The sequence below is a fragment of the Variovorax sp. GW821-FHT09B05 genome, assembly GCF_059418265.1.
This window is the reverse complement of sequence record NZ_JBWKPN010000007.1, coordinates 121,390-146,365: the sequence shown is the minus strand read 5'-3', so window position 1 is coordinate 146,365 and position 24,976 is coordinate 121,390. Positions and strand designations below refer to the sequence as shown.

Genomic DNA, 24,976 nt, shown 5'->3' with positions numbered 1-24,976 from the left:
CGTGTTCTCCGATCGCGCCAACTTCATTTGCCAATCACGCCATGTCTCACGCCATGCCCATGCCTTCCGCCGCGGGATCCGCTTCAACGGCCTTCGCGGGCCGGCCCACCTTGCCGATCTCCTACGTCAGGGATTTCCTCGCGGGACTGCCGATCGATGCGCCGACCCTGCACGGCATGCTGCACCTGGCCACGATCTCGCCCACGCTGCTCGCGCAGCGGCATGGCCGCGTCACCGAGGAGCAGTTCGCGGAGCTGTTCCGCAGCGTGGCGCTGCACATGGACGACGAGATGCCCGGGCTCTATGCGCGGCCGCTGCGCTGCGGCACGCTCAAGGTGCTGAGCATCCTGATGCTCGATGCACCCACCTTGCAGGTCGCCATCAAGCGATGGATGCAGTTCAACCGCGTGCTCGACGACGGCTCGGTGTTCACCCTGCACCGCGACGAACGCGAGGCCGTGATCCGCATCGATGCCTATCCGCGCCAGGCCCGCAGCGCGCGCCTGGTGCAGGAGCTGCACATGAAGCTGGTGCACGGCCTGTGCTCGTGGATCATCGGCGCGCGCATCGAGCTCGAGCGCATCGACTTCGGCTTCGCGCGGCCCGACGACGCGGCCGACTACCTCTTCATGTTCCCCGGCCCCGCGCGCTTCGGGCAGCCCGTGACCGCCATGGTCTTCGACCCGAAGTACCTCGACCGGCCGGTGCGCCGCCGCTCCGGCCTCGAGCTGCGCGACCTGCTGCATCGCGCGCCGCTCGACTGGCTGTTCGTGCCGCCGAGCGCCGACAGCGCCGCGCACCGCGTGCGCGGCTGGCTGCAGGCACGGCTCGGCGAGGACTGCGACATCGCTCACGTGGCGGGGGCCTTCGGCCTGTCGGCACGTACCCTCGTGCGGCATCTGCAGGCCGAGGGCGCGACCTTCCAGGACATCAAGGATGCGCTGCGCCGCGACGTCGCCATCGAGCGGCTCACGCGCGGTCCCGAACCGCTGATCTCGATCGCCTCGGACCTCGGCTTCTCGAGCGTGGCCGCCTTCCATCGCGCGTTCCGGCGCTGGACCGGCGGCACGCCGGGCGACTACCGCGAAGGCGGCGAAGCGATGGAGCGCAGCTTCGCGCGCGAGGCGAGGCCCGCGAAGCCCGCGGGTGCGTACCGCGAGGGCGCGGCGGCCTGAGCGCGCCGCGTCCTCGTCGCGAGCTCAGGGCGCGTAGGCCGCCGAGCGGCAGGGTGCGCCGCCGCAGACGTCGACCACCTTGCCGGTGCTGCGCAGGAACTCCGACTTCTGCTGCCGCGCGGCCGGCGTGGCGCGCGGATCCTCGTGCGGATCGCTGCCGGCCGTGGGCGCGAGGTTGTCCTGTGGCGGGGGCGGCAGGCGGCCCGGGCCGCTGTCCCACACCACCAACGCGGAACCGTCGTAGCCGCCGGCGCCCAGGTCCATGCACGAGAGCTGGAAGTAGGGCACCGCGTCGGGATGGCGGCCGCTGGCCGTGGCCGGGCAGTAGAGCCTGGCGCCGATGGTGCGCGCCTCGACCTCAGCCGACCACATCGTGACCTGGTGGTCGCCGAAGGCCACGTGCATCAGCACCTTGTGCGCGGGCGTGCCGGGCAGCGGCTTGTCGGTCATCGCCTGCGCATAACCGTTGGCCTCGGCGCGGTCCCACAGCGTCTGCCACAGCGAGAAGATGAACTGCTGGTCGAGGCTGTCGGGGTAGGCCGCGTAGACCATGGTCGCGAACTCGGGGAAGTCCGCGCTGCGCTCGAGCAGCAGCGAGTAGTTCATGCCGGGCACGCCGAGCACGCCGCGGTGGATGTCCTGCGCCACGCTCATCAGCATGCCACCGAGGATGCCGCCCTGGCTGTTGCCGTCGTAGAACAGCTCGCTGGTGTCGAGCACGCTGCGCGGCGTGGTGCCCATCTGGAAGGCGGCATTGCTGCCGAAGCCCTTGGCGCTTTGCATCGCGCGGCCCAGCATCAGCATGTTGAGCACGCCCTGCTGCGTGGTGTCGAAGGGCACGCGCGCGTTCGAGAGATCGAAGAAGCCGAACACCGAGGGCACGATCTCGGTCTGCGAGAAGCCGTACCAGTTGGTCGCGCAGAACACGAAGTTGTGCTCGTTGCTCATGTCCTTCACGTTGCTGGCATTGACCTCGGTCGGCTTGCCGAACAGGCCGTGGCCGTACAGCGAGATGCGCGCGGGGTTGATGCTGCCGTCGGGGTTGAGCGCCGCGCGCGGGATGTTGCAGATGAAGGGCACGGTGAGCGTCGAGTGGCCGTCCCACACCGGCGTGTCGTACACGCCCGGCGTGGCCGAGGCATAGCGGAAGGTCTCCAGCGGCAGCGGCTTGTCGCCGAGCGTGTCGAAGGCGGCCTTGACGGCCGGCACCGACAGCGTGCCGCCGCCCAGGTAGGGCGCCACCGCGGCGATCACCGGCGTGATGTCGGCCGTGCCGGCCGTGGGGGCCGCCACGAAGCTCGGCACCGTGAGCGTGCCCTCGATGTGGCGCGCGATGCGTGCGTCCTGCGCGGGCGTCAGGTCCTGCACCGTCGTCACCTTGAAGCCGGGCGTGCCGTCCGTGAGCGCCGCGAAGCCGGCATCGCGGATCGCGAGCATGCGGCCCGTGATGCTGCGCTGCGAACCGACGGTGAAGTCCCAGGCCAGGTAGAGCGGCTCGCGCGCCACGCCCGCGCGCTGCAGCGTCGAGAGGATGCTCTCCATGTGCGCTCGGCGATCGTTCACGAAGCCCAGCGCGCTCTCGTGGCGGTCGCGGTAGATGCGGAACGCGGGCCCGGCCTCGATGGTCTTGCCGGCGGCATCCTTCATGTTGCGCATCGCCACGATGTAGCGATGGCCCCACTCGAGGTTCTTCGCCACGCGGATGTTGAGGCTCTGGCGATCGCTCGCGCTGACGTTGTTCTTGTCGAGCTCGACCCAGATCAGCTTCTGCTCGAGCGTGTCGGCATCGATCAGCACCACGGGCGCGTCGGCCTTGAGCGAGGCCGAGAGATCGCCGATGCCCGGCGCGCCGGTGCGCGCGAGGTCCACGCCCGGCACGCGCGTCACGATCATCGCGCCCGGCGAGAAGCCGTCGTTGCGGTTCCATTCGGTGGTGTCGATCGGCTTGTTGCGCACCACCTCGCTGCGCGGCATCGAGGCCGTCTGCAGGTTCAGCCGGCGGCCGGTATCGGTGCTGGCATCGGCCACCGTGTAGTAGTCGTTGGGAAACGGCAGCATGCAGTGCGCGGGATCGAGGAAGTCGCAGCGCTGCGCCGTGGTGGCCGTGTCGGCGGGCAACTGGCTGTCGATGCTCGCGAGCATCGGCGGATCGCTAGGCGGCGGGTTGCCGGTGCCGGGGCCCGATGGGGGCGGAAAGCCGGCGAAGCCGAAGCTGGAGCCTCCACCGCCGCCGCCGCAGCCGGACAGCGCCGCCATCGTTGCCAGCAACGCCGTGCCGGCGAGCAGGCGCCAGCGGCGTGGCCGGCGGGAGGTCGTGGTCCTGGTGTGAAGCAGGTCGGGGCGCGCAGGGGCCTGCGCGCGATCGGGCATCGGCATGGGTCGTTGTCTCCTGTTGTGTCTTCTCGAAGGCCCGGGCCGCCACATGGCGCGGCCATCCGCGGGCTCCCGCACTCTACGGACGCGCTGCCGCGCGCGCCATTGGCAAGGTGCCCTGCCGGGCTGTGCATCTGCACAAGAGCGCACGCCTTCGGCGCGATGGCCTCAGTGCAGCGCCGAGGTCCCGCCGCGACCCAGGCGACGCTGGCGCAGCGCGAGATACATCCGCGAGAGCCAGGCCATGTCGTCCAGCCGCGCGCCGAGCAGCGACTCGATGTGCGCGAGCCGGTGCAGCAGCGTGTTGCGGTGGATGCCGAGCGCGGCCGCGGTGGCCTTGTGGTTCTGCCGGTGGTCGAAGTAGCTCTCGAGCGTTTCGAGCAGCGGCGGCTCGGCCGCGAGGGCCGCGATCATCTCGTTGCACAGCGCCGAGACCTCGGTCGACTGGCGCATCAGCGTGTCGAGCGCGAATTCGGAATAGCAGAAGCTGGCGTCGTTGCGGCGCAGGCGCTGCCCCATCTCGATCGCCGCCAACGCCTGTTCGGCGCTGCCGCGCCAGCCCGCGGCGCCCTGCGACGGCAGCCCCAGGCCCGCCGCCTCGATGCTCGGGCGCAGCCGCATCGCCTGCTCGATGCTCGCGAGCAGCCGGCGCTCGCGCGCATCGGCCGCTTCACCGGGAGGCGCCGGCAGCCAGGCCACCCAGTGGCCGCGATGCAGCGCCAGCGCGACCGGCCCCAGGTCTTCGCGCACCGCCGCGGCCACCGCCTCCAGCACCCGCTCGCCGGCCTCGGGCGTGGTCGGTTCGAGCGGCATCGGCCGCAGCGCCAGCGCCACGTGCGGCTGGTCGGCCTGGATGCCCAGCGCCTGCGCCGCGTCGTCGAAGGCGCCGACCCAGGTCGGATCGAACACCGCCGCCGCGAGCCGCGCCTGCATCTGCGCCTTCCATCGCATCTCGCGCGTGTGCTCGGCCAGGTAGGCATCGCTCACCGTGCGGCTCAGCAGGTCGCTGTAGTACAGCAGGAAGGGCGAGACGCGGAACAGCACCTCGTCGCACAGCGCGGGATGCGGCCGCACGTGCGCGAGCAGCGCGTCCATGTACACGCGCGTGCCCGTACGGTAGGCCTGCAGCAGCGCCGACAGCGAGAGCGCCTGCGCATGGCGGCGCTGGCTGAAGCGGCCGATCCATTGCAGGTCGTCGTCGTGCGGCTTGTCGCGGATCAGCAGCGCGTCGTACCAGAGCTCCGCGTTGCGCAGGCCCACGCGGTAGACGTCATGCGCGAGCGCCTGGCCCAGCGCGCCGTACTCGGGAATGCTGCCGCGCAGCGTGTCGAGCATGCGCGTCGAGAGGTTCGGGCTGTCGCGGCGCAGTTCGCGGACCAGTCCGCGCAGCCCGGGCGACAGCGGTTCCATCGCGGGCAGGCTCATGCGCTCGGGCGTGGGCGAGTTCTCCATGCGGGATTTGTCTCCATCCATCTCTTCGTGCCGTGCCGCTCAGGTGGCGGCTGGCCGACAGTGTCGGGCGGGAAGGAGAGGGGGCGCAAGAGTGCTTGCCAGAAGCACGACGGGCCGCGTTGCGCGGCCCGTGGTCAGTTGTGTGGAGCGGGTGAAGGGAATCGAACCCTCGTATGAAGCTTGGGAAGCTGCCGTTCTACCATTGAACTACACCCGCGTGGGGGCGGATTCTAGCGTGTCTCCGAGTGGCTACCCGGCGACAGTTATTCGGCGTGGGCGTTCCCATGGCGACTCGACGGCTCCAGATAGATTGCCTTCCGCCGACAGGCCTGCGCCCCGCATGGGCTGGATCTTGGTCGCGAACAACGGGCTTGAGGTCTAACCTCGCGCGGGCGGAGAAAGCTGTAACGGAATCAACCCACAATGATTTCTTGCTTAACCGAAACAGCGAGGAGATCGATTTCATGGCGACCTACGTTACGCATGAGGAGCGTTGCGGCTCATCGAGCTGGTGATACCGTACTCTTTGAGCACTGGCCTGAACTCGCGACTGGCATATTGACTGCCCCTGTCGCTATGGAAGATCAATCCGGCCTGCTTGTCCGGATGGCGCTTGAACCACGCCATTCGCTGCGCGTCGATCACGAGGTCGCGCGTCATGTCCTCGCGCAACGACCAGCCCACCTGGCGGCTGAACGTGTCGATCACCACCGCCAAGAACGGCCAGCCTTCGTCTGTCGCGATATAGGTGATGTCGCCCACCCAGACCTTGTCAGGCTCACCCACGGCGAACTGGCAGTTGAGTACATTGGGCGAGATCGGCTGGTCGTGTCGACTGTCGGTGGTGACTTTGAAGCGGCGCTTGCCTTTGGCGCGAATGCCGTGGCGCTGCATTAGCTTTTGCACCCGCTTTTTGCCCACGCGCACCTCACAGCTCATCGTTCACTCAACAAGGGCGTGGTCAATTGACCGCGTACTCTTCTTCCTTCAGGGCTAGGAAGAACATTCTCCATTGATCCCAGTACGCCTCACCCCGGCCTATGCGCGACCCGACGCTACCCCATGGGATGTCAGGATGCCTGGCCCACAGTGGGCATGGCGACTGTCATGTTTCTGTGATCGGCGATTTGAGTTGGAAGGTGGACCGAAGCTGCGAAGTTCGGCTATTGGACGATAGTACCCGTCGCGCGAGGCCAAGGGGATGTCTGCAAGCGCTGCGAAGCAGACATCCGCGACGGAGGGTCCGGTCATGACGGTGAGCCAGCCCCGTCCGCGCGCCAAATCTAGTCCTCTTGAATGACTCGTTGTCCGAGCTCGTAAAACCCTGTCGAGACACAGGTCGCGGCATAGGCCGTTCACCGGGCGGAGGCCGTTGCTTCCAGGGCCTTGCGTCCCCCATGAATCAGCAGGTGGACAACCAAGCCCGCCACAAGGCCCCAGAATGCACCTCCCACGCCCAGCAGGGTTACATTGGCCGAGGTTGCCAGGAAGGTGATCAACGCCGTCTCGCGCGTGCGGGCTTCGGCCATGGCGTTGGCCAGACTTCCTCCGATAGCACCGAGCAAGGCGAGTCCCGCCAATGTGGTGACAAAGGTGCGCGGCAGCACCGTGAACAAACTGGCTAGGGTGACACCGAAGATGCCAACCGTGACGTACAGAAGGCCGCATACCAGGCCCGCGATGTAGCGCTTCGACGGATCTTCATGCGCGTCCTTGCCGGTGCAGATGGCAGCGGTGATAGCCGCCACGTTGAAGGCGTGCGCGCCGAAGGGCGCCATGATGAGCGAGCCCAGGCCCGTGAGGGTGACGATCGGGTCGGCGCTGGTCTTGAACCCGTCGTTACGCAGCACCAGCATGCCCGGCATGTATTGCCCGGTCAGCGTGATGACGAAAAGCGGCAGTGCCACCCCCAGTAAGGAGCCCACCGAGAAGCGGGGCATCTCGAAGACCGGCGCCGCCAAGCTCAGGTGAATGCCGTTTATATCGATCCTGTCCTGCACGATGAGCAGTGCTATGCCGGTGACCAGGATGCCGACTACGGCAAATCGCGTGGTGAAACGCCGCAGCAAGGCGTAAGTCAACACCAGCACGATCACCAGCATCGGGTCGGTGCTGGCGCCGCCGAACGCGTTGATGCCGAATTGCAACAGGATGCCGGCGAGCAGGCCGGCTGCGATCCCGCTGGGGATCAGCCGTACCAGGCGCTCGAAGGCGCCGGACAGGCCCAGGCAGATGAAGCCGATGGCGGCAACGACATAGGCCCCGATCACTTCGCCATACGGCGTGAAAGGCATCACCGTTGCAAGGAACGCGACCCCAGGTGTAGACCACGCCGTGATGATTGGCTCGCGGTAGCGGTAGCTCAGCCAGGCGCCGGTCAGGCCGACGCCGATGCTCACGGACCAGACCCAAGAGGCCGTTTGCGCCGCACTGAGCTGGGCAAGCTGCGCAGCCTGGAAAACCAGTACGAAGGTACCGCCGTAGTTGACGATGACGGAAATAAGTGCCGCGACGCTGGGTGCGATGAAGTCGGCGGCTTGCAGTCGTGGAGTGGTTCGGCTCACGCGGGGCGCTCCTTCTCTTCTCGATGGAATGGCATGGAAGAGGGCGAGCTTAGGCTTCATCCGGACTGCCTATTCAGTCCAATTCTTTCACCGCGAGCAGACCACATTTCCGCAGTCGAGCGTCTATGCGAGCGCCTTGGCCAGCCGCTGGATGGCCGTCTCGATCTCATGGGGTGTGAGTGCCGCGAACCCCAGCAACCATCCGCCTCTGCTTGGCGGCCTGGCATACAGGCGGCTGAGCCCGGGCAGTTCGATGCCGACTCGCGCGGCCTGCCTGATCGTGTCCAGTTCCGATCGGCCTTCGGCCAGCAGGCAAGGCATTTGCAAGCCGCCTGGAGGAAGATGCGCCGTCACGGTGCCTGAAAGATGCCGCTGTATGGCGTGGGCCATCGCTTCCCGACGCGCTGCATAGATCTTGCGCATCGACCGGATGTGGGCACCGAAGTGGCCCGCATCCATGAAGCGGGCCAGCGTCAGCTGGGCGATTTGCGGGGTGTGGCCGTCGAGGATGCTGCGCGCATGGCTCATGGGTTTGACCAGCTCGTGCGGCAGCACCATGTAGCCCATCCGCAAACCGGGATACAGCGACTTGCTGAAGGTCCCGAGGTAGATGGTCCGCTGGAAGGGGTCCAGGCCCTGCACGCAGGCCGTGGGCAGGCCTTCGTAGTGAAACTGGCTGTCGTAGTCGTCCTCGATGATCCAGCCTTGGCGTTGTGCCGCCCAAGCCGTTAGCTCGAGGCGCCGTTCCAGGGCCATCGTGGCGCCCGTGGGGTACTGGTGCGAGGGCGTGACGTAGATGGTATTGGCGCCGCTCCTGTCCGCGCGCAGCCGGTCGGCGCGCACGCCTTTTTCGTCCACGGGGACCGGCACGATCCGGAGTTGGGCCATCTCGAAGGCCTTGCGTGCGCCGAAGTAGCCCGGGTCCTCCATCAGGATCGGCTGGCCCGCATCGACGAGGACCTGAGCGCACATGAAGAGCGCCTGCCGGGTGCTGGTCAGCACCAGCACCTGGTCGGCCGTCACCTTGGCCCCGCGCTCCAGATTCAGGTAGTCCGCAATGGCCTGCCTCAAGGGCTCGGCGCCTTGCGGGTCGCCGTGCAGTAACACGCTGGCGCGATGGTCCTTCGAGGCCTGGCGCTGCAGCCGCTCCCAGATGGCCATGGGGAAGGTGCGCGTTTCGGGAAGCCCGGTGGCGAAGGCCTTGACGACCTGCTGGTCGCAGACGCCGCCACCGGCGAGGAGGTCGGCGCCCCTCGAGCTCAGCGCCGCCGGGGTGCGGGCCCGCGGCCGCAACGGTGCCGCCGGCAGGTTGCTTTTTCTGCCGCGCGTTCCGAGAAGGCTCGGTCCTATTTTGTCGGAGACAAAGCTGCCCGAGCCTTTGCGCCGCTGGATGTAGCCGTCGAGTTGCAACTGGGCGTAGGCCGTTTCCACCGTGTCGCGCGATAGGCCCAACGACTGCGAGAGCGTACGCGTGGCGGGCAGCCGATAGCCCGGTGCCAACATGCCATCCAGGATCAGCTGGCGTAGTGCGCGCTGCACACGGACCCGCAACTCCAGCGATGCCAACCTGGGATCGGCGATGTGGATCTTGAGCGTGTCCAGCGCGAGATTGCGTGCCATGTGGTCTGTCGACAGCCGGGGGCTGCGAGTTTCGAGCAGTCCATTTTGCGCGACGGTGTCCGCCGGTCTTGTCTACAGATCCATCCGGTACTCGATAAATCCCGAGTTCTGTGCAACCCAGTTGTACAGCTTCTGTGCGCGCTTATTGGTTTCATGCATGTGCCAATAAAGCCGTGCACATTGACGCTGCTGCGCGAGGGCCTGCACCGACTCGATCAGCAGTTTTCCGGTTCCACCACTCCGAACAGTGGGCGAAACATACAGGTCTTCGAGATAGCAGAAATCGGCCGTCGACCATGTGGAGCGGTGCACGACCGAATTCACGAAGCCGATCAAGCGATCGCCTTGCGTGGCGACGGTAGAGAACACAGGCTCATCGGGATCCAGAAATCGACTGAAGGTGGTGCGTGTGACTTCTGCAGGCAGCTTCACTTCGTAGAAGACCTGATAGTCCAGCCAGAGCTGGTGCCATGGTTCGTAGTCGTTTTCTTCGATGGGCCGTGCGTGCGTCGGCGCGTGATTGCTGTTCATCTGATCCTGCGTTGCTGAAGATTGAAGGGAGCGGGTGTTTCGTCCTTCCCGGATTCGCCAAATGGTAGGTGCCCGGATCGGTCCGAACCCGACCAATTCAGGCTACAAGAGCAGGCCAATTTCAAGGATGGACGCCCTGAACTGCTGAACGGACTTCGAGGCGAAGCCCTTCGCCACTTCCCGCAAAGGGGCCAATGGACTTGGGTCCGAGCGGTTTTGATTGGAGGAACGCCCCTTTGGGGAAGTGAGGCCGCATGCGGCACACCAAGGTCGCTGCCAAGATCAATGAAGTGCCCGGCCTGCACGAGCCCCGAGCAGCGGGTGCTGTCGACGCGCGGCGGCGACGCCAGAATCACCCGCCTGCGCTGCGCGTCGCGGGCGTGAAGATGCGCTGCGGCACCACGCCGGTGCAGGCGCGAGTGTGGTGGGAAAAACACGTCTCGCCGGCGCTCGCGGCCTCAGTTCCTGATGACGATGTCGTCGGCACCATCGAGGAGATCATCCGGAAGTACGAGACCGACGAGCTCTCGACCATCAAGCGCGAGAGCACGAAGGAGGAATACAAAGGGCGGATCCGTCGGCTGCGCGCTGCTTTTCGGTCGAAGCGCTACGCAAAGACCGAGGCGCACGCCCTGCTGCCGGACTACCTGAGCGCTGTCACCGTCACCCAGCACCTGCACGCCAACCGCGATCGCGCCTCCTCGGCCAACAAGGACATCCAGACCCCATCCCTGCGAGAGCATCGAGTACTTGCCCGAGACGCCGCGCGGACAGGGATGATCTTCGACATCCCGATCGGCGACTACGACGACGATCACATCGATCTGCGGGTGACGAAAAAGCGCAACGGCAAGGGCTACGCGACGAAGGCCTACGCGATGACGCCCGACCTGCTGCGCGCGCTGAACCGGGCCAAGGAACTGCGGACGAAGAATCGCGGCGGTGCGGCCAGCCTTCCCAGCGACTACCTCTTCATCACGAAACAGGGAAACCCCGTAAGCAGTCAATCAACCACGCGCAAGCGCGTGGTTGATTGGCTGCTTACCCACTGAATTGGGCCGGTGGCGCCTGCACGTAGGGGCGAGGCAGCAGTCACCCCGGGGCCCGACTGCCCTTGCGAGCCTCGCCTTCCTGCTTGCGCCACTTCCAAGGCGCAACCGCCGCCGAGTCTCTCCAAAGTCCCTGCCTGGCGTCGCGCACCACGTCCTGTGCCTTGTACAGCGGCGCATCCCCGAGTTCCGTGGCGCCGTCGTACACCCAGGCCCAGCCGCCGGCGATCATGTGCCGCGCGACGTCCTGGTCCCGGCACTCGACGTCCGCGACGGTCTGGCCGTTGCGGTCCGTCGAGCGGCGGTAGATCTTCGCCATGTCGCGAAGGCACAGCTCGCTCAGTGCCTGCCTCGCACGCTGCCCGAACGGCTGGTTTTTCTCTGGCGCGTCGATGGCGGCAATGCGCACCTTGATTCGCTCGTGGCTGCCGGCGCCGCCGCACCGCGCGGTGAGCGTATCGCCGTCGCCGACGCTCACGACGAGGCAGGTGCGTGGCTCGGCATTGGCCAAGAGGGGCAGGGCGGCTAGGACGAGCGCGCGCAGCATCACGCGCCCCGGCGCCCGATGAGCCCACCCACCGCCCGCGCCCCCCACGACACCTCCTCCTCGAGGTTCCGCACCAGGCTCTCCCGATCCGCCTCGGTCCGCTGCTGGGAAAGAAAGCGCTTGCCGGTCAAGGCCTGGATCTCGATCTCGAAGCCCACGAGCCGCCGTGCCGTCTCGCTGAGAAATTCGGGCGATGCATCCTCCACCGACCAGGGCCGCGGCCGTCCCGCCTCCTGCGCCGCGGTCAACGCGGCAAGGTGGGCGCGCATCCAGTCGGCATCGTCGATGAATCGCAGTCGCCCTTGCGCCTGCACCACCACGTAGTTCCAGCTCGGCGCATTGCGGCCGCTGCGCTGTCCGTTGACGTACCAGCGCGGAGAAATGTAGGCGTTGGGGCTTTGGAAGACGACGGTGACCTCGGTTTCTTTCGGATCCTCCGTCCACAGCGAATGGCTTCGCGCCACGTGGCCCGAGAGCAGGCCATGCGGGCCGCGGTCCGCGAGGTGCAGGGGCAGCAGGTTCGCGTCCATCTTTCCCGACCGGGCGACGACGACGGTGGCGAGCGGGTAGTCGCGGATGTGCCGATGGAGCGCCTGCCGCTCCGTCATGGCGAACAGCGGTTGGACGTGCATGGGCCCGCGCTACTTCGCCCCGCTGACCAGCGTCTGCACCGTCGCGCGCGAGAGCGAGGCGATGTGCGCATCGATCGCCGTCACCACCGGCTGGAATTCGGCCTTGCTCAACTGCTTGGCGTCCTTCGGTTCGGCGAAATCCCTGAGCTGCCGGACCCGGCCCGCCTGCAGGGTCTTCAGCGGCTCGTAGGCCGAGAGCTCGATCGGCGGCGAGAGCGTGAAGACCTTGGCCTCCATCGCGGGCACGGCGAAGTATCGGGTCGAGCCGAGCATGCCGCGCGTGAACAGGCCCGAGTTCGCCATGTAGCTTTCGGCGCAGGGACCGCCGCTGCATTCCATCCGGGTCAGAGTGCGCTTGCCCTCGATGACGACGACCGCCGCAATCTGCTCTTCCTTGAGCTTCTGCGTCGCCCAGGACTGGGCCGGATTGGCGCGCCAGCCGTCGTTCTGCGAGACCGCGAGTGCATTGACGGTGGTGGTGGCGTAGCTCGTGAGCCGCACGACCTGGAAGCCCGCCTTCTCGAGATCGGCCGTGAAGACGTCGTAGGTGCGCGACGTGGGGTTCCACGGAAACTGGTAGCCGGTCGAGAAGTTGTTGAAGACGGTGGTGCCCACGTGCATGTGCTGCGCGGGCGCCGGCATGTTGACGAGCAGGCCGACCTTCGCGCCCCTGGGCAGCTTGCCGGCATTGGGTGGAACGGGGGGCGCCGTGGTGCAGCCCGCGAGCGCGGCGGCGAGAACGGCAAGGGCCAGAAGGCGCTTCGGCATCGGTTGTCTCCTCGTGTTTTTCTTGGGGGCGAATGCGCGCGGGCGCGGGCACGCGCCATTCTGCAAGTGCGTCGTGCGCGGCGGCAAGCCGCATCGGTCGCGGGCGGCACAATCGAAGGCTTTGCTACAGGAGATGGCGTGAGCCGACCCGAGATCTTTTCGCATGCGGCCCTCGCCGGCCCGCGCAAGTGGCGCTGGCTGCTCGCCATCACGATGGTCGCGGTGCTCGTGCTGAGCCTGCTGCCCCAGAACGTGCCGATGCCGAGCACCGGCTGGGACAAGTCCAACCACCTGCTGGCTTTCGCGACGCTCGGCGGGCTCGGCCGCTGGTCCTGGCCCGGACGGCTGCGCCTCGTGCTGCCCGCGCTGCTGGCCTATGGCGGATTGATCGAAGTGCTGCAGTCCTTCACGCCCGATCGCTCGGCGGAGTTCGAGGACCTGCTGGCGGACGCGGTTGGCCTGCTGATCGGCGCGGCCGTCGCCGCCTTCCTGGCGAGCCGGCAGCGGCGGCGCGCCTGAGGCCGGACGGGCCGCGGATCGAAGGCCCCAAAAAAACACCCGCCGAAGCGGGTGAGGTGAGCATGTAGCTCAGGGGGAGGGAGGATTCGAGCGAAGTTTCCGATGAAAACAAAAGTTCAACGTCGGTACTTTCCCTGCCTTCATGCCGCCTGGGCGACAGCGGCGATCCGGCCCGGATCCGGCCGCGATTCCGTGAACGATTTCCTCGTGTCTACGCCCGCGTGGCGCATGAGACTACAGACCGCCGCCGCCCATCGGCGAAGGATGGCTCCATCGCATCACATCCGAAAGGAGCATCCATGATGTTCGACTTCCTTCGTTCGAGCCCGACCGCCTACCTGAAGCGCGCAGCCACGCTGCTCGAGGAAGCGCAGATGGCGCGCATCGAGCACCAGGCCGCGGCCGAGCACCACAGCGCGCTGGCGCGCATGTACGCCGAGCGGGTGCGCCGCCTCGAGAGCGAGCTCTACCGGCCGCAGCAGCCCGTCGGCGCCGATGCGCCCAAGGTGTCCGAGGAGCGTCCGCAGCCGCAGCTCTACTCGCTCGATGCCAGCCGGCGTGCCGGCGCGACCTCGGCGAGCTGACACTGCCCGCAGACGACAGAACGGCCGCTGATGCGGCCGTTTTTCTTGGGGGCGGGAACGTCTTCAGTTGCGCGCCGCGGCCGCCGCGTTCGCGGCCTCGATGGTGCGCCGGCGCAGCGGCGCCAGCACCAGCTTGGCCGCGATGCCCGAGCCGATCGACACCACCGCGACCAGCAGGAACACGCGGTCCCAGTTGCCGCCCGCGGCCAGCACGGTGCCCAGCGGCACGAACAGCGAGGCGGTGCCCTTGGCCGTGTACATGGTGCCGGCGTTGCCGGCGGCATTCTTGATGCCGAAGGTGTCGGCCACCAGCGCCGGGAAGATCGAGTAGATCTCGCCCCAGAACAGGAACACCAGCGCCGCGAAGGTCATGAAGGCCACCGGCTCGTGGCCGTACTGGCGCAGCCCCAGCAGGGCCAGGCCCTCGCCGATGAAGACGATCAGCATGGTGTTCTCGCGGCCGATCTTGTCCGACACGAAGCCGCACAGCGGCCGCGTGAAGCCGTTGGCCAGGTTGTCGATGGCCAGCGTCATGGTCAGCAGCGGCATCGACAGGCCGAGGAAGTGCATCGGCAGCTTGTCGATGTGGTAGTCCTTGGCGATCGGGCCGATCTCGGCCGTGGCCATCAGGCCGCCCGCGGCCACCAGCACGAACAGCAGGTAGGTGAGCCAGAAGACGGGTGTCTTCACCATGCCGGCCGGCGTGTAGTCGACCTTGGTCATCACCAGCCGGGTCTGCGCCACCACGCCCTTGGGCACGAAGGGCTTCACCATGAACATCGCCATCACGAAGATGCAGGCGCCCTGCAGGATGCCGAAGTACAGGAAGGTGTGCTCGTAGCCCGAGGTCTGGATCATGTTGGCGATCGGGATCACGGTGAGCGCCGCGCCGGCGCCGAAGCCGGCGGCCGTGAGGCCCGCGGCCAGGCCGCGGCGGTCGGGGAACCACTTGAGCGCGTTGCCCACGCAGGTGCCGTAGACGCAGCCGGCGCCGATGCCCGACACCACGGCCGCGACGTAGAGCGCGCTCAGGCTGTCGGCGTAGGCGTTGATGATCCAGCCGCAGGCCGCGAGGATCGCGCCGCCGGCGATCACCGGCCGCGGGCCGAAGCGGTCGACCAGCCAGCCTTCGATCGGCACCAGCCAGGTCTCGACCACGACGAAGACCGAGAACGCGATCTGGATCGCGGCCAGCCCCCAGTGGTGCTTGGCCTCCATCGGTGCGACGAACAGGGTCCAGCCGTACTGGACGTTGGCGATCATCGCCATGCAGACGATGCCCAGCGAGAGCTGGATCCAGCGCGTCGCGGGATTGCGGGTGTTGGGGGTGGATGCCGAGGCGGAGCGCGGCGCGCTGCTGCTCTCGACGGCGATGGGCGAGGGAGTGGTCATGACGAACCTGTCCTTTGTCTCTGGGCGAGTCTGTAGTTATGGAAGGTGCTCGGAGCCTTCGCGTGGAGGGCTTCCGAAACGGTTTCCACTGTCGGAGCGTTCGCCTCAAAAACTCTTGACGTGCGTCAATTTCATGCCGATGGCGGCATGCTCGTTCTCCCTTATTCGCTGTCGTGAATGGATGGCCTCGCGCGCATGCGTGCGCTTGGCCTCAGCGCAGGAACACGTGCTGCATGAACTGCTGGATCGGGTACTGCATCACCGTCTGCACGCGCGCGGGCAGTTCGAGCGGACGCATCAGCATCTTGAGCGTGGCGCCCGGGCTCAGGTGGGTGCGGATGGTGCGGTTCATGGTGGCGCCGAGGCCGCGCACGTAGGCGGCATCGTCGGCGCGCTCGGGCGAACGCGCGCGCACCACGTGGCGGATCGCGCAGTCGGCGTCCTCGCTCTTGAGTTCCAGCGTGCGCCGGCCGATGGTGCCGAGCACGCGGAAGCGGCCCAGCCGCTCCTGCTCGCGGTAGCGGCGGAAGAAGCGGTAGAAGTGCTTGTAGTGGTTGACCTCGTCGGTCGCGATGCGCGTCGCGAGGTCGTGCAGCACGGGCTCGTCGGTGCTGCGGGCCATGGCTTTGTAGTAGGTGGCGGTGCCGGTCTCGACCACGCAGCGCGCGCTCATCTCGAGGCCGCGCGTGGGCGCCAGCAGCTCGACCTTGCAGTAGGTGGCGTACTCCTCGAGGAAGCCGCGGTAGGCCTGCTCCCAGGGAAACTCGGGCCAGACGTACTCGACGTAGGCGCGCAGCGCCTTGCCATGCTGCAGCTCCTCCTGTTCCCACTGGGTGCTGAGCCAGGCGGTGACTTCCTCATCGCCACGAAAGAAATCGACCAGGTTGTGGGTGTAGAGGTCCGACCCGCTTTCGATGAAGGAGGCGGCGGCCACCAGGTAGAAGAGGTTCTCGTCGGAGCGCACTCTGTCGAGCGCGATGCGCGAGAAGTCGAGGTCTTCGATCGTCCAGTGCGCTTCCACCTCGTGGCTTGCCATGCGTGTTCCTTGATTCATGTCCAGATGAATAGGAGGAGCCCGGCCGGTTTTGGTTCTCGTCGGTCGCCGGATTCGCGTCAGGGCGCATATTAGCCCCGTGTCCGGGAGCGTGCAGGGCGGGCCGCGCCGGGGGAGCCTGGGTCGAGACGGGGGATTGCATCCGGCCGGGCCGCCCGGCGGGCGCCAAACCTATAATCGATTGTTCAAGCAAATCAAGCAGTTAGGCCGGTTCGCCGCAGTGGGTTCGACATGAGGGTCGCCATCGCCGCGCCGCCCTCGACAGAAGACGAATCCAAAGATGAGCCAGCCCACATTCACTGTCGCGGACATCCGCAAGACCTTTCTCGATTTCTTCGCCTCCAAGGGCCACACGGTGGTGGCCTCGAGCCCGCTGGTGCCGGGCAACGACCCGACGCTGATGTTCACCAACTCGGGCATGGTGCAGTTCAAGGACGTGTTCCTCGGCGAAGACAAGCGCCCCTACGTGCGCGCCGCCTCGGTCCAGGCCTGCCTGCGCGCCGGCGGCAAGCACAACGACCTCGAGAACGTGGGCTACACCGCGCGCCACCACACCTTCTTCGAGATGCTGGGCAACTGGAGCTTCGGCGACTACTTCAAGCGCGAGTCGCTGCACTGGGGCTGGGAACTGCTCACGCAGGTCTTCAAGCTGCCGCCCGAGCGCCTGCTGGCCACCGTCTACCACGAGGACGACGAGGCCTTCGACATCTGGACCAAGGAAATCGGCCTGCCGCCCGAGCGCGTGATCCGCATCGGCGACAACAAGGGCGGCAAGTACAAGTCCGACAACTTCTGGATGATGGCCGACACCGGCCCCTGCGGCCCGTGCTCCGAGATCTTCTACGACCACGGCCCGCACATCCCCGGCGGCCCTCCGGGCAGCCCCGAGGAAGACGGCGACCGCTTCATCGAGATCTGGAACCACGTGTTCATGCAGTTCGACATGCAGCCCGACGGCAGCGTCGTCAAGCTGCCCGCGCCCTGCGTCGACACCGGCATGGGCCTCGAACGCCTGGCGGCGATCCTGCAGCACGTGCACAGCAACTACGAGATCGACATCTTCGACGCGCTGATCAAGGCCGCCGCGCGCGAGACCGGCGAGAAGGACCTCGCGAACAACTCGCTCAAGGTGATCGCCGACCACATCCGCGCCACCGCCTTCCTGGTGGCCGACGGCGTGATCCCCTCGAACGAGGGCCGCGGCTACGTGCAGCGGCGCATCATCCGCCGCGCGATCCGCCACGGCTACAAGCTGGGCCAGAAGAAGCCCTTCTTCCACAAGCTGGTGCCCGACCTGGCCCGCCTGATGGGCGAGGCCTATCCGAAGCTGGTGGCCGACGAGAAGCAGATCACCGACACGCTCAAGGCCGAGGAAGAGCGCTTCTTCGAGACGCTGGCGATCGGCATGGAAATCCTCGATTCGGCGCTGGCCGGCGGCGTGAAGACCCTGCCGGGCGACGTGGCCTTCAAGCTGCACGACACCTTCGGCTTCCCGCTCGACCTGACGCAGGACGTCTGCCGCGAGCGCGACGTGCAGGTCGACGAGGACGGCTTCAACGACGCGATGCGGCGCCAGAAGGAAGCCGGCCGCGCGGGCGGCAAGTTCAAGATGGAGCGCGCGGTCGAATACAGCGGCGCGGGCAACGTCTTCACCGGCTACGAACACCTCGAGGAAGCGGCCAAGGTGCTGGCGCTGTACCTCGAAGGCTCGGCCGTGCAGGAACTCAAGGAAGGCCAGAGCGGCATCGTGGTGCTCGACACCACCCCGTTCTATGCCGAGAGCGGCGGCCAGGTCGGCGACCAGGGCGTGCTCATCGCCGAGGGCGTGCAGTTCGGCGTCGAGGACACGCTCAAGATCAAGGCCGACGTCTACGGCCACCACGGCACGCAGACCCAGGGCACGCTCAAGGTCGGCGACAGCGTCAAGGCCGCGGTCGACGGCGCGCGCCGTGCCGCCACCATGCGCAACCACTCGGTCACCCACCTGATGCACAAGGCGCTGCGCGAGGTGCTCGGCGGCCACGTGCAGCAGAAGGGCTCGCTGGTCGATGCCGACAAGACGCGCTTCGACTTCGCGCACAACGCACCGGTCACGCGCGAGCAGATCCTCGAGATCGAGCAGCGCGTGAATGCCGAGATCCTCGCCAACGCCGCCACGCAGGCGCGCGTGATGGACATGGAATCGGCCCAGAAGACCGGCGCGACGATGCTGTTCGGCGAGAAGTACGGCGAGACCGTGCGCGTGCTCGACATCGGCTCGAGCCGCGAACTCTGCGGCGGCACGCACGTGGCGCGCACCGGCGACATCGGCCTGTTCAAGATCGTGAGCGAAGGCGGCGTGGCCGCCGGCGTGCGCCGGGTGGAAGCCATCACCGGCGCCAACGCGCTGGCCTACCTGCAGGACCTCGAATCCACCGTGCACAGCGCGGCCGCCACGCTCAAGGCGCCGGCCGCCGAGCTGCAGGGCCGCCTCGGCCAGGTGCTCGAGCAGATCCGCGCGCTCGAGCGCGAGGTCGGTTCGCTCAAGGGCAAGCTCGCTTCCTCCAAGGGCGACGAGCTGCTGGCGCAGGCCATCGAGATCAAGGGCGTGAAGGTGCTGGCCGCCAAGCTCGATGGCGCCGACGCCAAGACGCTGCGCGACACCATGGACAAGCTCAAGGACAAGCTCAAGAGCGCCGCCATCGTGCTGGCCGCGGTCGACGGTGCCAAGGTGCAGATCGCGGCTGGCGTCACGGCCGACGCGATGGGCAAGGTCAAGGCCGGCGAGCTGGTCAACTTCGTGGCCCAGCAGGTGGGCGGCAAGGGCGGCGGCAAGCCCGACCTGGCGATGGCCGGCGGCACCGATGCCGCGGCGCTGCCCGCGGCGCTGCAGTCGGTGCAGGCCTGGGTGAGCGAACGCCTCTGATCCGGGCGCCCTCGCGATGAACGACACGGTGCCCGGCGAAGTCCTCGTGATGGGTGCGGGCACCATCGGCTGCTTCGTCGGCGGCAGCCTCGCGGCGGCCGGCGTGCCGGTCACCTTCGTCGGTCGTTCGCGCGTCCTGCAGGCGCTGGCCGCGCAGGGCCTGGCCCTGACCGATCTCGAAGGCCGCAGCCACCGATTGCCGGCCGCCGGCCTGCACCTGATCGACCGGGTCCCCAGCGGCATCAAGCCCGCGCTGGTGCTGCTCAGCGTCAAGAGCGGCGCCACCGCCGAGGCGGCGGCCGAGCTGGCCTTCGCGCTGCCCGCGGGCACGCTGGTGGTCTCGCTGCAGAACGGCGTGTCGAATGCGGCGGTCGCGTCCGAGGCCGGTCCCACGCTCAACGTGGTGCCGGCGATGGTGCCCTACAACGTCGCCGAGCTCGGCCCCGGTGCCTTCCACCGCGGCACGCCGGGCCGGCTCGCGGCGCGCGACGACGCGGCGCTGCGGCCCTGGCTGCCGGTGTTCGAGCGTGCCGGTGTGCCGCTCGACCTGCATGCCGACCTGCGGCCGATCCAGTGGGGCAAGCTGCTGATCAACCTCAACAACCCGGTCAATGCGCTGTCGGGCCTGCCGCTGCGCGAGCAGCTGATGCAGCGCGGCTACCGGCGCTGCTTCGCGGCGCTGATGGACGAGGGCCTGCGCGTGCTGCGCCAGGCCGGCATCGCGCCGGCCCAGGTCACGGCCGTGCCGCCGCGCCGGCTGCCGGGCCTGCTGCGGCTGCCCGACTGGCTGTTCCGCATCGTCGCCGCGCGCATGCTGCGCATCGATGCCAAGGCGCGCTCCAGCATGGCCGACGACCTCGCGCTCGGCCGGCGCACCGAGATCGATGCGCTCAGCGGCGAGATCGTGCGGTTGGCCGAGGCCTGCGGGCTCGAGGCACCGCGCAACGCGCGCATGCTCGAGCTGCTCGAGGCCTGGCCGCGCTCGCCGCGGCGCTGGTCGGCCTCCGAACTGCAGGACGCTTTGAAGCTGTAGCCGCGCCGCTGTACCCTCGCGGCATGCCGGCTTCGGCAGCGGGAGGTCTTCGATGCGGGTTCTGGTCCTGGGCAGCGGTGTCATCGGCACCTCGGTGGCGTATTACCTGGCGCGCGACGGCCACGAGGTGACGGTGCTCGAGCGCCAGCCGGCGCCGGCGCTCGAAACCAGCTTCGCCAATGCGGGCGAGGTCTCGCCCGGCTATTCGGCGCCCTGGGCCGGGCCCGGCGTGCCGCTCAAGGCCGTCAAGTGGATGCTGATGCAGCACAGCCCGCTGGTCATCAAGCCGATGCTCGACCCGGCCATGTGGCGCTGGGGGCTCGCGATGCTGCGCAACTGCACGCAGGCGCGCTACGAGGTCAACAAGGCGCGCATGGTGCGGCTGGCCGAATACAGCCGCGACTGCCTGAAGGCGCTGCGCGCCGACACCGGCATCGCCTACGACGAGCGCATGCAGGGCACGCTGCAGCTGTTTCGCAGCCAGCAGCAGCTTGACGGCAGCGCCAAGGACGTCGAGGTGCTGAAGGCCTCGGGCGTGCCCTACCAGCTGCTCGACCGCGACGGCTGCGTGGCGTACGAGCCCGCGCTGGCCGCGGTGCGCGAGAAGTTCGTCGGCGGCCTGCGGCTGCCGGGCGACGAGACCGGCGACTGCTTCAAGTTCACGCAGGCGCTCGCGGTGCTGGCCGAGGGCCATGGCGCCAGCTTCCGCTTCGGCGCGAACATCGAGGCCATCGAGCACGACGGCGGCGGCGTGACCGCGGTGCGCACCGACGCCGGGCGCTTCGTCGCCGACCGCTACGTGCTCGCGCTCGGCAGCTACTCGCCCGCGCTCGCCAGGCCGCTGGGCATCGACCTGCCGGTGTACCCGGTCAAGGGCTTCTCGATCACGGTGCCGATCGCCGATCCGGCGGGCGCGCCCGAATCCACCGTGATGGACGAGACCTTCAAGGTGGCCGTGACCCGGCTCGGCGAGCGCATCCGCGTCGGCGGCACGGCCCAGCTCTCGGGCTTCGACCTGCGCCTCGATGCCGGCCGGCGCGACACGCTCGAGCACGTGGTGACCGATCTGTTCCCGCGCGGCGGCGACGTGGGCACGGCCAGCTTCTGGACCGGCCTGCGCCCGATGACGCCCGACGGCACGCCCGTGATCGGCGCCTGCCGGCTGCCGAACCTGCTGCTGAGCACGGGCCACGGCACGCTGGGCTGGACCATGGCGGCCGGCACCGGCCGCGTGATGGCCGACCTGGTCGGAGGGCGCGCGCCAGCGATCGACATGGAAGGCCTGACGGTCGCGCGCTACGGCGGCTGAACGGCGCCGGTACGACGCGCGGGCAGGGCGATTCCGGAAGGAGCCGCCCTGTTTTCGCATGGGCAAAGCCTACTAGGGTTTCTACCTAGTCATGAAGTTGTCTCGTTCGTTATCCTTCGTGGCGTTCCATTAATAAATCGTTGTTTCGTTAGTGAAACAACAACGATCCACCCGGACCCACGAATCCATGCCCCTCACTCGCCGCCACGCCCTCGCCGCCGCCGTCTGCGCGGCCGCCGCCAGCGCCACCGGGTCCGCCTGGGCCGACGCCTATCCGGCCAAGCCGATCACGCTGGTGGTCGCCTACCCGGCCGGCGGCGACACCGACGCGCTCGCGCGGCTGTTCGCCGAGAAGCTCGCCACGCGCGTCGGCCAGCCGGTGCTGGTCGACAACCGGCCGGGCGCCAGCGGCATCATCGGCAGCGCCTTCGTGTCGAAGGCCGCGCCCGACGGCTACACGCTGCTGCTCGCGCCCAGCACCTTCTCGATCGCGCAGCTGGTGCTCAAGACCGGCGGCACCTCGGGCTACGACGTGCTCGCGGGCTTCACGCCGATCGTGCAGACCGGCAGCCAGCCGCTGTTCCTGGTGGCCGGCGCCGGCAGCGGCTTCGCGAGCCTGAAGGACGCGGTGGCCGCGGCCAAGCCCGGCAAACCGCTCGGCTACGCGAGCCCGGGCAGCGGCTCGCCGATGCACATCCTCGGCGAGATGTTCGCGCGCGCCTCGGGCGCCAGCCTCGCGCACGTGCCCTACAAGGGCGTGGCGCCGGCGGTCAACGACGTGCTCGGCGGCCACGTGCCCGTCACCTTCATCACGCTGGGCCCGGTGGCGCCGTACTTCGCCAACGGCAAGCTGCGCGCGCTGGCCGTGGCCTCGGCCCAGCGCACGCCGCTCGCGCCCAACGTGCCGACGCTGGCCGAGCAGGGCTACAAGGACGTTGAGGTGACGGCCTGGAACGGCCTCTGGGGCCCGCGCAACCTGCCGCCCGAGATCGTGAAGACGCTCAACGGCCACTTCAACGAGATCCTCCGCATGCCCGAGATCGTCTCGCGCATGGCCGTGCTCGGCACCACGCCCGTGGGCGGCGAGGCCGAGGTGCTCGGCAAGACCAATGCCGCCGACTACGCGCGCTTCGGCAAGGTCATCAAGGAGCTCGGCATCCAGGCCGACTGAACCCGCCATGACCGAACTCAAGACCACCGCCGATCCCGCCAGCCTGCAGGCGCTGCTGGCCGAACTGCCGGCCAACCTGCTGGCCGGCCGCCGCGTGCTCGTCACCGGCGGCGCGCGCGGCCTCGGCCTCGCCTTCGCGCAGTGCATCGCCGCGGCCGGTGCCGGCGTGGTGCTGGCCGACATCCTCGGCGAGCAGGCCGAAAGCGAAGCCAAGGCGCTGCGCGACGCCGGCCGCCAGGCGCATGCGCTGGCCATCGATCTCGCGGACCCCGCCTCGATCGAGGCCGGCGCCGCCGAGGCGATCCGCCTGCTCGGCGGGCTCGACGGCCTGGTCAACAACGCGGCCATCACCAACTCGGGCGGCCGCGACGCGCACCAGCTCGAGATCGACACGTGGGACCGCGTGATGGCCGTCAACGTGCGCGGCAGCTGGCTCATGGGCCGTGCCTGCCGCGCGGCGCTGGCCGACAGCGGCCGCGGCGCCGTCGTCAACCTCGCCTCCGACACCGCGCTGTGGGGCGCGCCCAACCTGCTGGCCTATGCCTCGAGCAAGGGCGCGGTGATCTCCATGACGCGCTCGCTGGCGCGCGAATGGGGCGGCGACGGCATCACCGTCAACGCCGTGGCGCCGGGCCTCACGCTGGTCGAGGCCACCGAGTACGTGCCGATGGCGCGCCACCAGAAATACCTCGAGGGCCGCGCCATCCCGCGCGAACAGCAGGCGGCCGACGTCTGCGGCGCCACCGTGTTCCTGCTCTCCGGCCTCGCGCGCTTCGTGACCGGCCAGTTGCTGGCCGTGAACGGCGGCTTCGCGATGCACTGAATCCCTTCCTCTTCGACCCAGGAGTCCCACACCATGAGCGATCTGTCCGAACAGCAAAAGATCAACAATGCCGGCAGCAACAGCCTGGCGCAGCCCGCAGGCAGCAGCCTCGCCGAGTGGATGGACAGCCGCATCGCGCGCTATTCGACCCGCAAGTACGACTGGGACGCGCTGAAGTTCCAGGCCGATTTCGATCCCAAGTTCCGCCGCGCCCAGATGCGCTACGTGGGCACGGGTGGTACCGGCGTCGCCAAGGACGTCAACACCGTGCCGGCCGAGCACTTCACCTTCTCGACCATGGTGATCCCGGCCGGCCACGAAGGCCCGCCGCACCTGCACACCGACGTGGAGGAAGTGTTCTTCCTGATCCGCGGCAAGCTCAAGGTGGTGATCGAGAAGGACGGCGAGCGCTTCGAGACCATCATGACCGACCGCGACCTGATCTCGGTGCCGCCCGGCGTCTACCGCGAGGAGATCAACATCGGCGACGAGGACGCGCTGATGTGCGTGATGCTCGGCGCCAAGAAGCCGGTCACGCCGACCTATCCGGCCGACCACCCGCTGGCCAAGATCAAGCGTTGAGCGCGACGGCCGTGCAGACCATCGATACCCAGGCCTCGATGCCGCCCGCTGCCGAGCTGGCGCGGCTCGATGCGCGCTTCGCGGCCCGCGAGGTCGCGGTCGCGGGCGGCGCCGTGGTGTCGGTGCGCGAACGCGGGCAGGGCCCGGCGATCGTCTGCCTGCATGGCATCGGCTCGGGCGCGGCCTCGTGGCTCGAGGTCGCCGAACTGCTCGCGCCCGAGGCGCGCCTGATCGCCTGGGATGCACCGGGCTACGGCGCATCGACGCCGCTCGAGCCCGATGCACCGGCGGCCGCCGACTACGCGGCGCGCCTGGGCGCCTTGCTCGATGCGCTGGCGATCGACACCTGCGTGCTGCTCGGCCATTCGCTCGGCGCGATCGTCGCCGCCGCGGCCGCGCGCCGCGATGTGCGCATCCGCCGGCTGCTGCTGGTCAGCCCCGCGATCGGCTACGGCGCCGCGCAGCGCGCGCAGGCGCGCGCCAAGGTCCGCGCCGAGCGGCTCGCCACGCTCGACCAGCTCGGCATCGCCGGCATGGCCGCGCAGCGCGCGGGCCGGCTGGTGTCCGACCAGGCCAGCGAGTCCGCGCGCCAATGGGTGCGCTGGAACATGGCGCGCCTGAACGACCGCGGCTACCGCCAGGCCGTCGAGCTGCTGTGCAACGCCGACCTGCTGGCCGAGCTGCCGCCGCCGATGCCGGTGCGCGTGGCCTGCGGCGCGCTCGATGCGGTCACGCCGGCCGCGGCTTGCGAGGAAGTGGCGCGGCGCTGCGGCGTGGCGCTCGAATTGGTGGACGATGCGGGCCACGCCGGCTACGTGGAGCAACCGCGGGCCGTCGCCGCGCTGCTGCGCGAATCGCTCGCGCACTGAGCGCCATCACCCCTATCCAACGAA

The 24,976-nt window shown here is 68.4% G+C and carries 21 protein-coding genes, 1 tRNA gene and 1 pseudogene; 11 read left to right on the top strand and 12 right to left on the bottom strand.

The annotated features are described in order from the left end of the window. Positions 1–53 precede the first annotated feature (53 nt). The gene (locus tag AC07RM_RS19640) at positions 54–1,175 is read left to right on the top strand and encodes an AraC family transcriptional regulator (protein ID WP_495335576.1); all 1,122 of its coding nucleotides are present in this window, start codon (positions 54–56) and stop codon (positions 1,173–1,175) included. A 24-nt stretch (positions 1,176–1,199) separates the two neighbouring features. Here the strand turns inward: AC07RM_RS19640 and AC07RM_RS19635 are convergent, their stop codons facing one another. The 7 genes and pseudogenes from AC07RM_RS19635 to AC07RM_RS19605 all read right to left on the bottom strand — a co-directional run bounded on the left by AC07RM_RS19635 (position 1,200) and on the right by AC07RM_RS19605 (position 9,715). Beyond that, positions 1,200–3,551 carry a hypothetical protein gene (locus AC07RM_RS19635; protein ID WP_495335575.1) on the bottom strand — a complete coding sequence of 784 codons (2,352 nt, stop codon included), beginning with the start codon at positions 3,549–3,551 and terminating at the stop codon, positions 1,200–1,202. 165 nt (positions 3,552–3,716) lie between these two features. After that, positions 3,717–5,000, bottom strand: coding sequence for a PucR family transcriptional regulator (locus AC07RM_RS19630; RefSeq protein WP_495335574.1), 1,284 nt, complete (start codon positions 4,998–5,000; stop codon positions 3,717–3,719). A 143-nt stretch (positions 5,001–5,143) separates the two neighbouring features. Beyond that, a tRNA-Gly gene (locus tag AC07RM_RS19625) sits at positions 5,144–5,217 on the bottom strand. A gap of 278 nt (positions 5,218–5,495) precedes the next feature. After that, positions 5,496–5,927 (bottom strand): annotated as a pseudogene (locus AC07RM_RS19620) (DDE-type integrase/transposase/recombinase); the annotation flags it as partial. Positions 5,928–6,355: 428 nt separating this feature from the next. After that, positions 6,356–7,564 (bottom strand): benzoate/H(+) symporter BenE family transporter, encoded by a 1,209-nt coding sequence (locus AC07RM_RS19615; protein ID WP_495335573.1) that lies wholly within the window; start codon positions 7,562–7,564, stop codon positions 6,356–6,358. Between the two features lie 123 nt (positions 7,565–7,687). Continuing rightward, complete coding sequence (gene pdxR, locus AC07RM_RS19610) at positions 7,688–9,184, bottom strand: MocR-like pyridoxine biosynthesis transcription factor PdxR (RefSeq protein ID WP_495335572.1); 1,497 nt, start codon at positions 9,182–9,184, stop codon at positions 7,688–7,690. 72 nt (positions 9,185–9,256) lie between these two features. Beyond that, positions 9,257–9,715: a GNAT family N-acetyltransferase gene (locus AC07RM_RS19605; protein ID WP_495335571.1), complete on the bottom strand. Its 459-nt coding sequence runs from the start codon at positions 9,713–9,715 to the stop codon at positions 9,257–9,259. 254 nt (positions 9,716–9,969) lie between these two features. On the opposite strand from AC07RM_RS19605, the gene AC07RM_RS19600 reads away from it, so the two are divergent. Further along, a complete protein-coding gene (locus tag AC07RM_RS19600; RefSeq protein ID WP_495335570.1) occupies positions 9,970–10,767 on the top strand; it encodes a hypothetical protein in 798 nt (265 codons plus the stop codon). A gap of 40 nt (positions 10,768–10,807) precedes the next feature. Here the strand turns inward: AC07RM_RS19600 and AC07RM_RS19595 are convergent, their stop codons facing one another. Genes AC07RM_RS19595 through AC07RM_RS19585 form a run of 3 tightly spaced genes read right to left on the bottom strand, consistent with a single transcriptional unit; the run spans position 10,808 to position 12,711 of the window. After that, positions 10,808–11,311: a thermonuclease family protein gene (locus tag AC07RM_RS19595; RefSeq protein ID WP_495335569.1), complete on the bottom strand. Its 504-nt coding sequence runs from the start codon at positions 11,309–11,311 to the stop codon at positions 10,808–10,810. Then, the gene (locus tag AC07RM_RS19590) at positions 11,311–11,943 is read right to left on the bottom strand and encodes an FMN-binding negative transcriptional regulator (RefSeq protein ID WP_495335568.1); all 633 of its coding nucleotides are present in this window, start codon (positions 11,941–11,943) and stop codon (positions 11,311–11,313) included. Before AC07RM_RS19590 ends, AC07RM_RS19595 begins: the two co-directional genes overlap by 1 nt. Before the next feature lie 9 nt (positions 11,944–11,952). Then, the gene (locus AC07RM_RS19585; protein WP_495335567.1) at positions 11,953–12,711 is read right to left on the bottom strand and encodes a hypothetical protein; all 759 of its coding nucleotides are present in this window, start codon (positions 12,709–12,711) and stop codon (positions 11,953–11,955) included. 138 nt (positions 12,712–12,849) lie between these two features. Between AC07RM_RS19585 and AC07RM_RS19580 the strand changes: the two genes are divergently transcribed. Then, a complete protein-coding gene (locus AC07RM_RS19580; RefSeq protein WP_495335566.1) occupies positions 12,850–13,230 on the top strand; it encodes a VanZ family protein in 381 nt (126 codons plus the stop codon). Positions 13,231–13,529: 299 nt separating this feature from the next. Next, complete coding sequence (locus AC07RM_RS19575) at positions 13,530–13,814, top strand: hypothetical protein (RefSeq protein WP_093344579.1); 285 nt, start codon at positions 13,530–13,532, stop codon at positions 13,812–13,814. 63 nt (positions 13,815–13,877) lie between these two features. Here the strand turns inward: AC07RM_RS19575 and oxlT are convergent, their stop codons facing one another. Together oxlT and AC07RM_RS19565 are read right to left on the bottom strand one after the other, a co-directional pair. Further along, positions 13,878–15,206 carry an oxalate/formate MFS antiporter gene (gene oxlT / locus AC07RM_RS19570; protein ID WP_495335565.1) on the bottom strand — a complete coding sequence of 443 codons (1,329 nt, stop codon included), beginning with the start codon at positions 15,204–15,206 and terminating at the stop codon, positions 13,878–13,880. A gap of 211 nt (positions 15,207–15,417) precedes the next feature. Continuing rightward, the gene (locus tag AC07RM_RS19565) at positions 15,418–16,242 is read right to left on the bottom strand and encodes a ferritin-like domain-containing protein (RefSeq protein ID WP_495335564.1); all 825 of its coding nucleotides are present in this window, start codon (positions 16,240–16,242) and stop codon (positions 15,418–15,420) included. Between the two features lie 298 nt (positions 16,243–16,540). On the opposite strand from AC07RM_RS19565, the gene alaS reads away from it, so the two are divergent. The 7 genes from alaS to AC07RM_RS19530 all read left to right on the top strand — a co-directional run bounded on the left by alaS (position 16,541) and on the right by AC07RM_RS19530 (position 24,952). Further along, the gene (gene alaS, locus AC07RM_RS19560) at positions 16,541–19,165 is read left to right on the top strand and encodes an alanine--tRNA ligase (protein ID WP_495335563.1); all 2,625 of its coding nucleotides are present in this window, start codon (positions 16,541–16,543) and stop codon (positions 19,163–19,165) included. A 16-nt stretch (positions 19,166–19,181) separates the two neighbouring features. Beyond that, the gene (locus AC07RM_RS19555) at positions 19,182–20,198 is read left to right on the top strand and encodes a 2-dehydropantoate 2-reductase (protein WP_495335562.1); all 1,017 of its coding nucleotides are present in this window, start codon (positions 19,182–19,184) and stop codon (positions 20,196–20,198) included. A gap of 52 nt (positions 20,199–20,250) precedes the next feature. After that, positions 20,251–21,507 carry a D-amino acid dehydrogenase gene (locus tag AC07RM_RS19550; RefSeq protein WP_495335561.1) on the top strand — a complete coding sequence of 419 codons (1,257 nt, stop codon included), beginning with the start codon at positions 20,251–20,253 and terminating at the stop codon, positions 21,505–21,507. A gap of 187 nt (positions 21,508–21,694) precedes the next feature. Continuing rightward, positions 21,695–22,678, top strand: coding sequence for a Bug family tripartite tricarboxylate transporter substrate binding protein (locus tag AC07RM_RS19545; RefSeq protein ID WP_208511935.1), 984 nt, complete (start codon positions 21,695–21,697; stop codon positions 22,676–22,678). A gap of 7 nt (positions 22,679–22,685) precedes the next feature. Beyond that, complete coding sequence (locus AC07RM_RS19540) at positions 22,686–23,501, top strand: SDR family oxidoreductase (RefSeq protein ID WP_057595710.1); 816 nt, start codon at positions 22,686–22,688, stop codon at positions 23,499–23,501. 33 nt (positions 23,502–23,534) lie between these two features. Then, positions 23,535–24,083 (top strand): cupin domain-containing protein, encoded by a 549-nt coding sequence (locus AC07RM_RS19535; protein WP_495335560.1) that lies wholly within the window; start codon positions 23,535–23,537, stop codon positions 24,081–24,083. Between the two features lie 11 nt (positions 24,084–24,094). Beyond that, positions 24,095–24,952, top strand: coding sequence for an alpha/beta fold hydrolase (locus AC07RM_RS19530; RefSeq protein WP_495335733.1), 858 nt, complete (start codon positions 24,095–24,097; stop codon positions 24,950–24,952). The last annotated feature ends 24 nt before the right edge of the window (positions 24,953–24,976 follow it).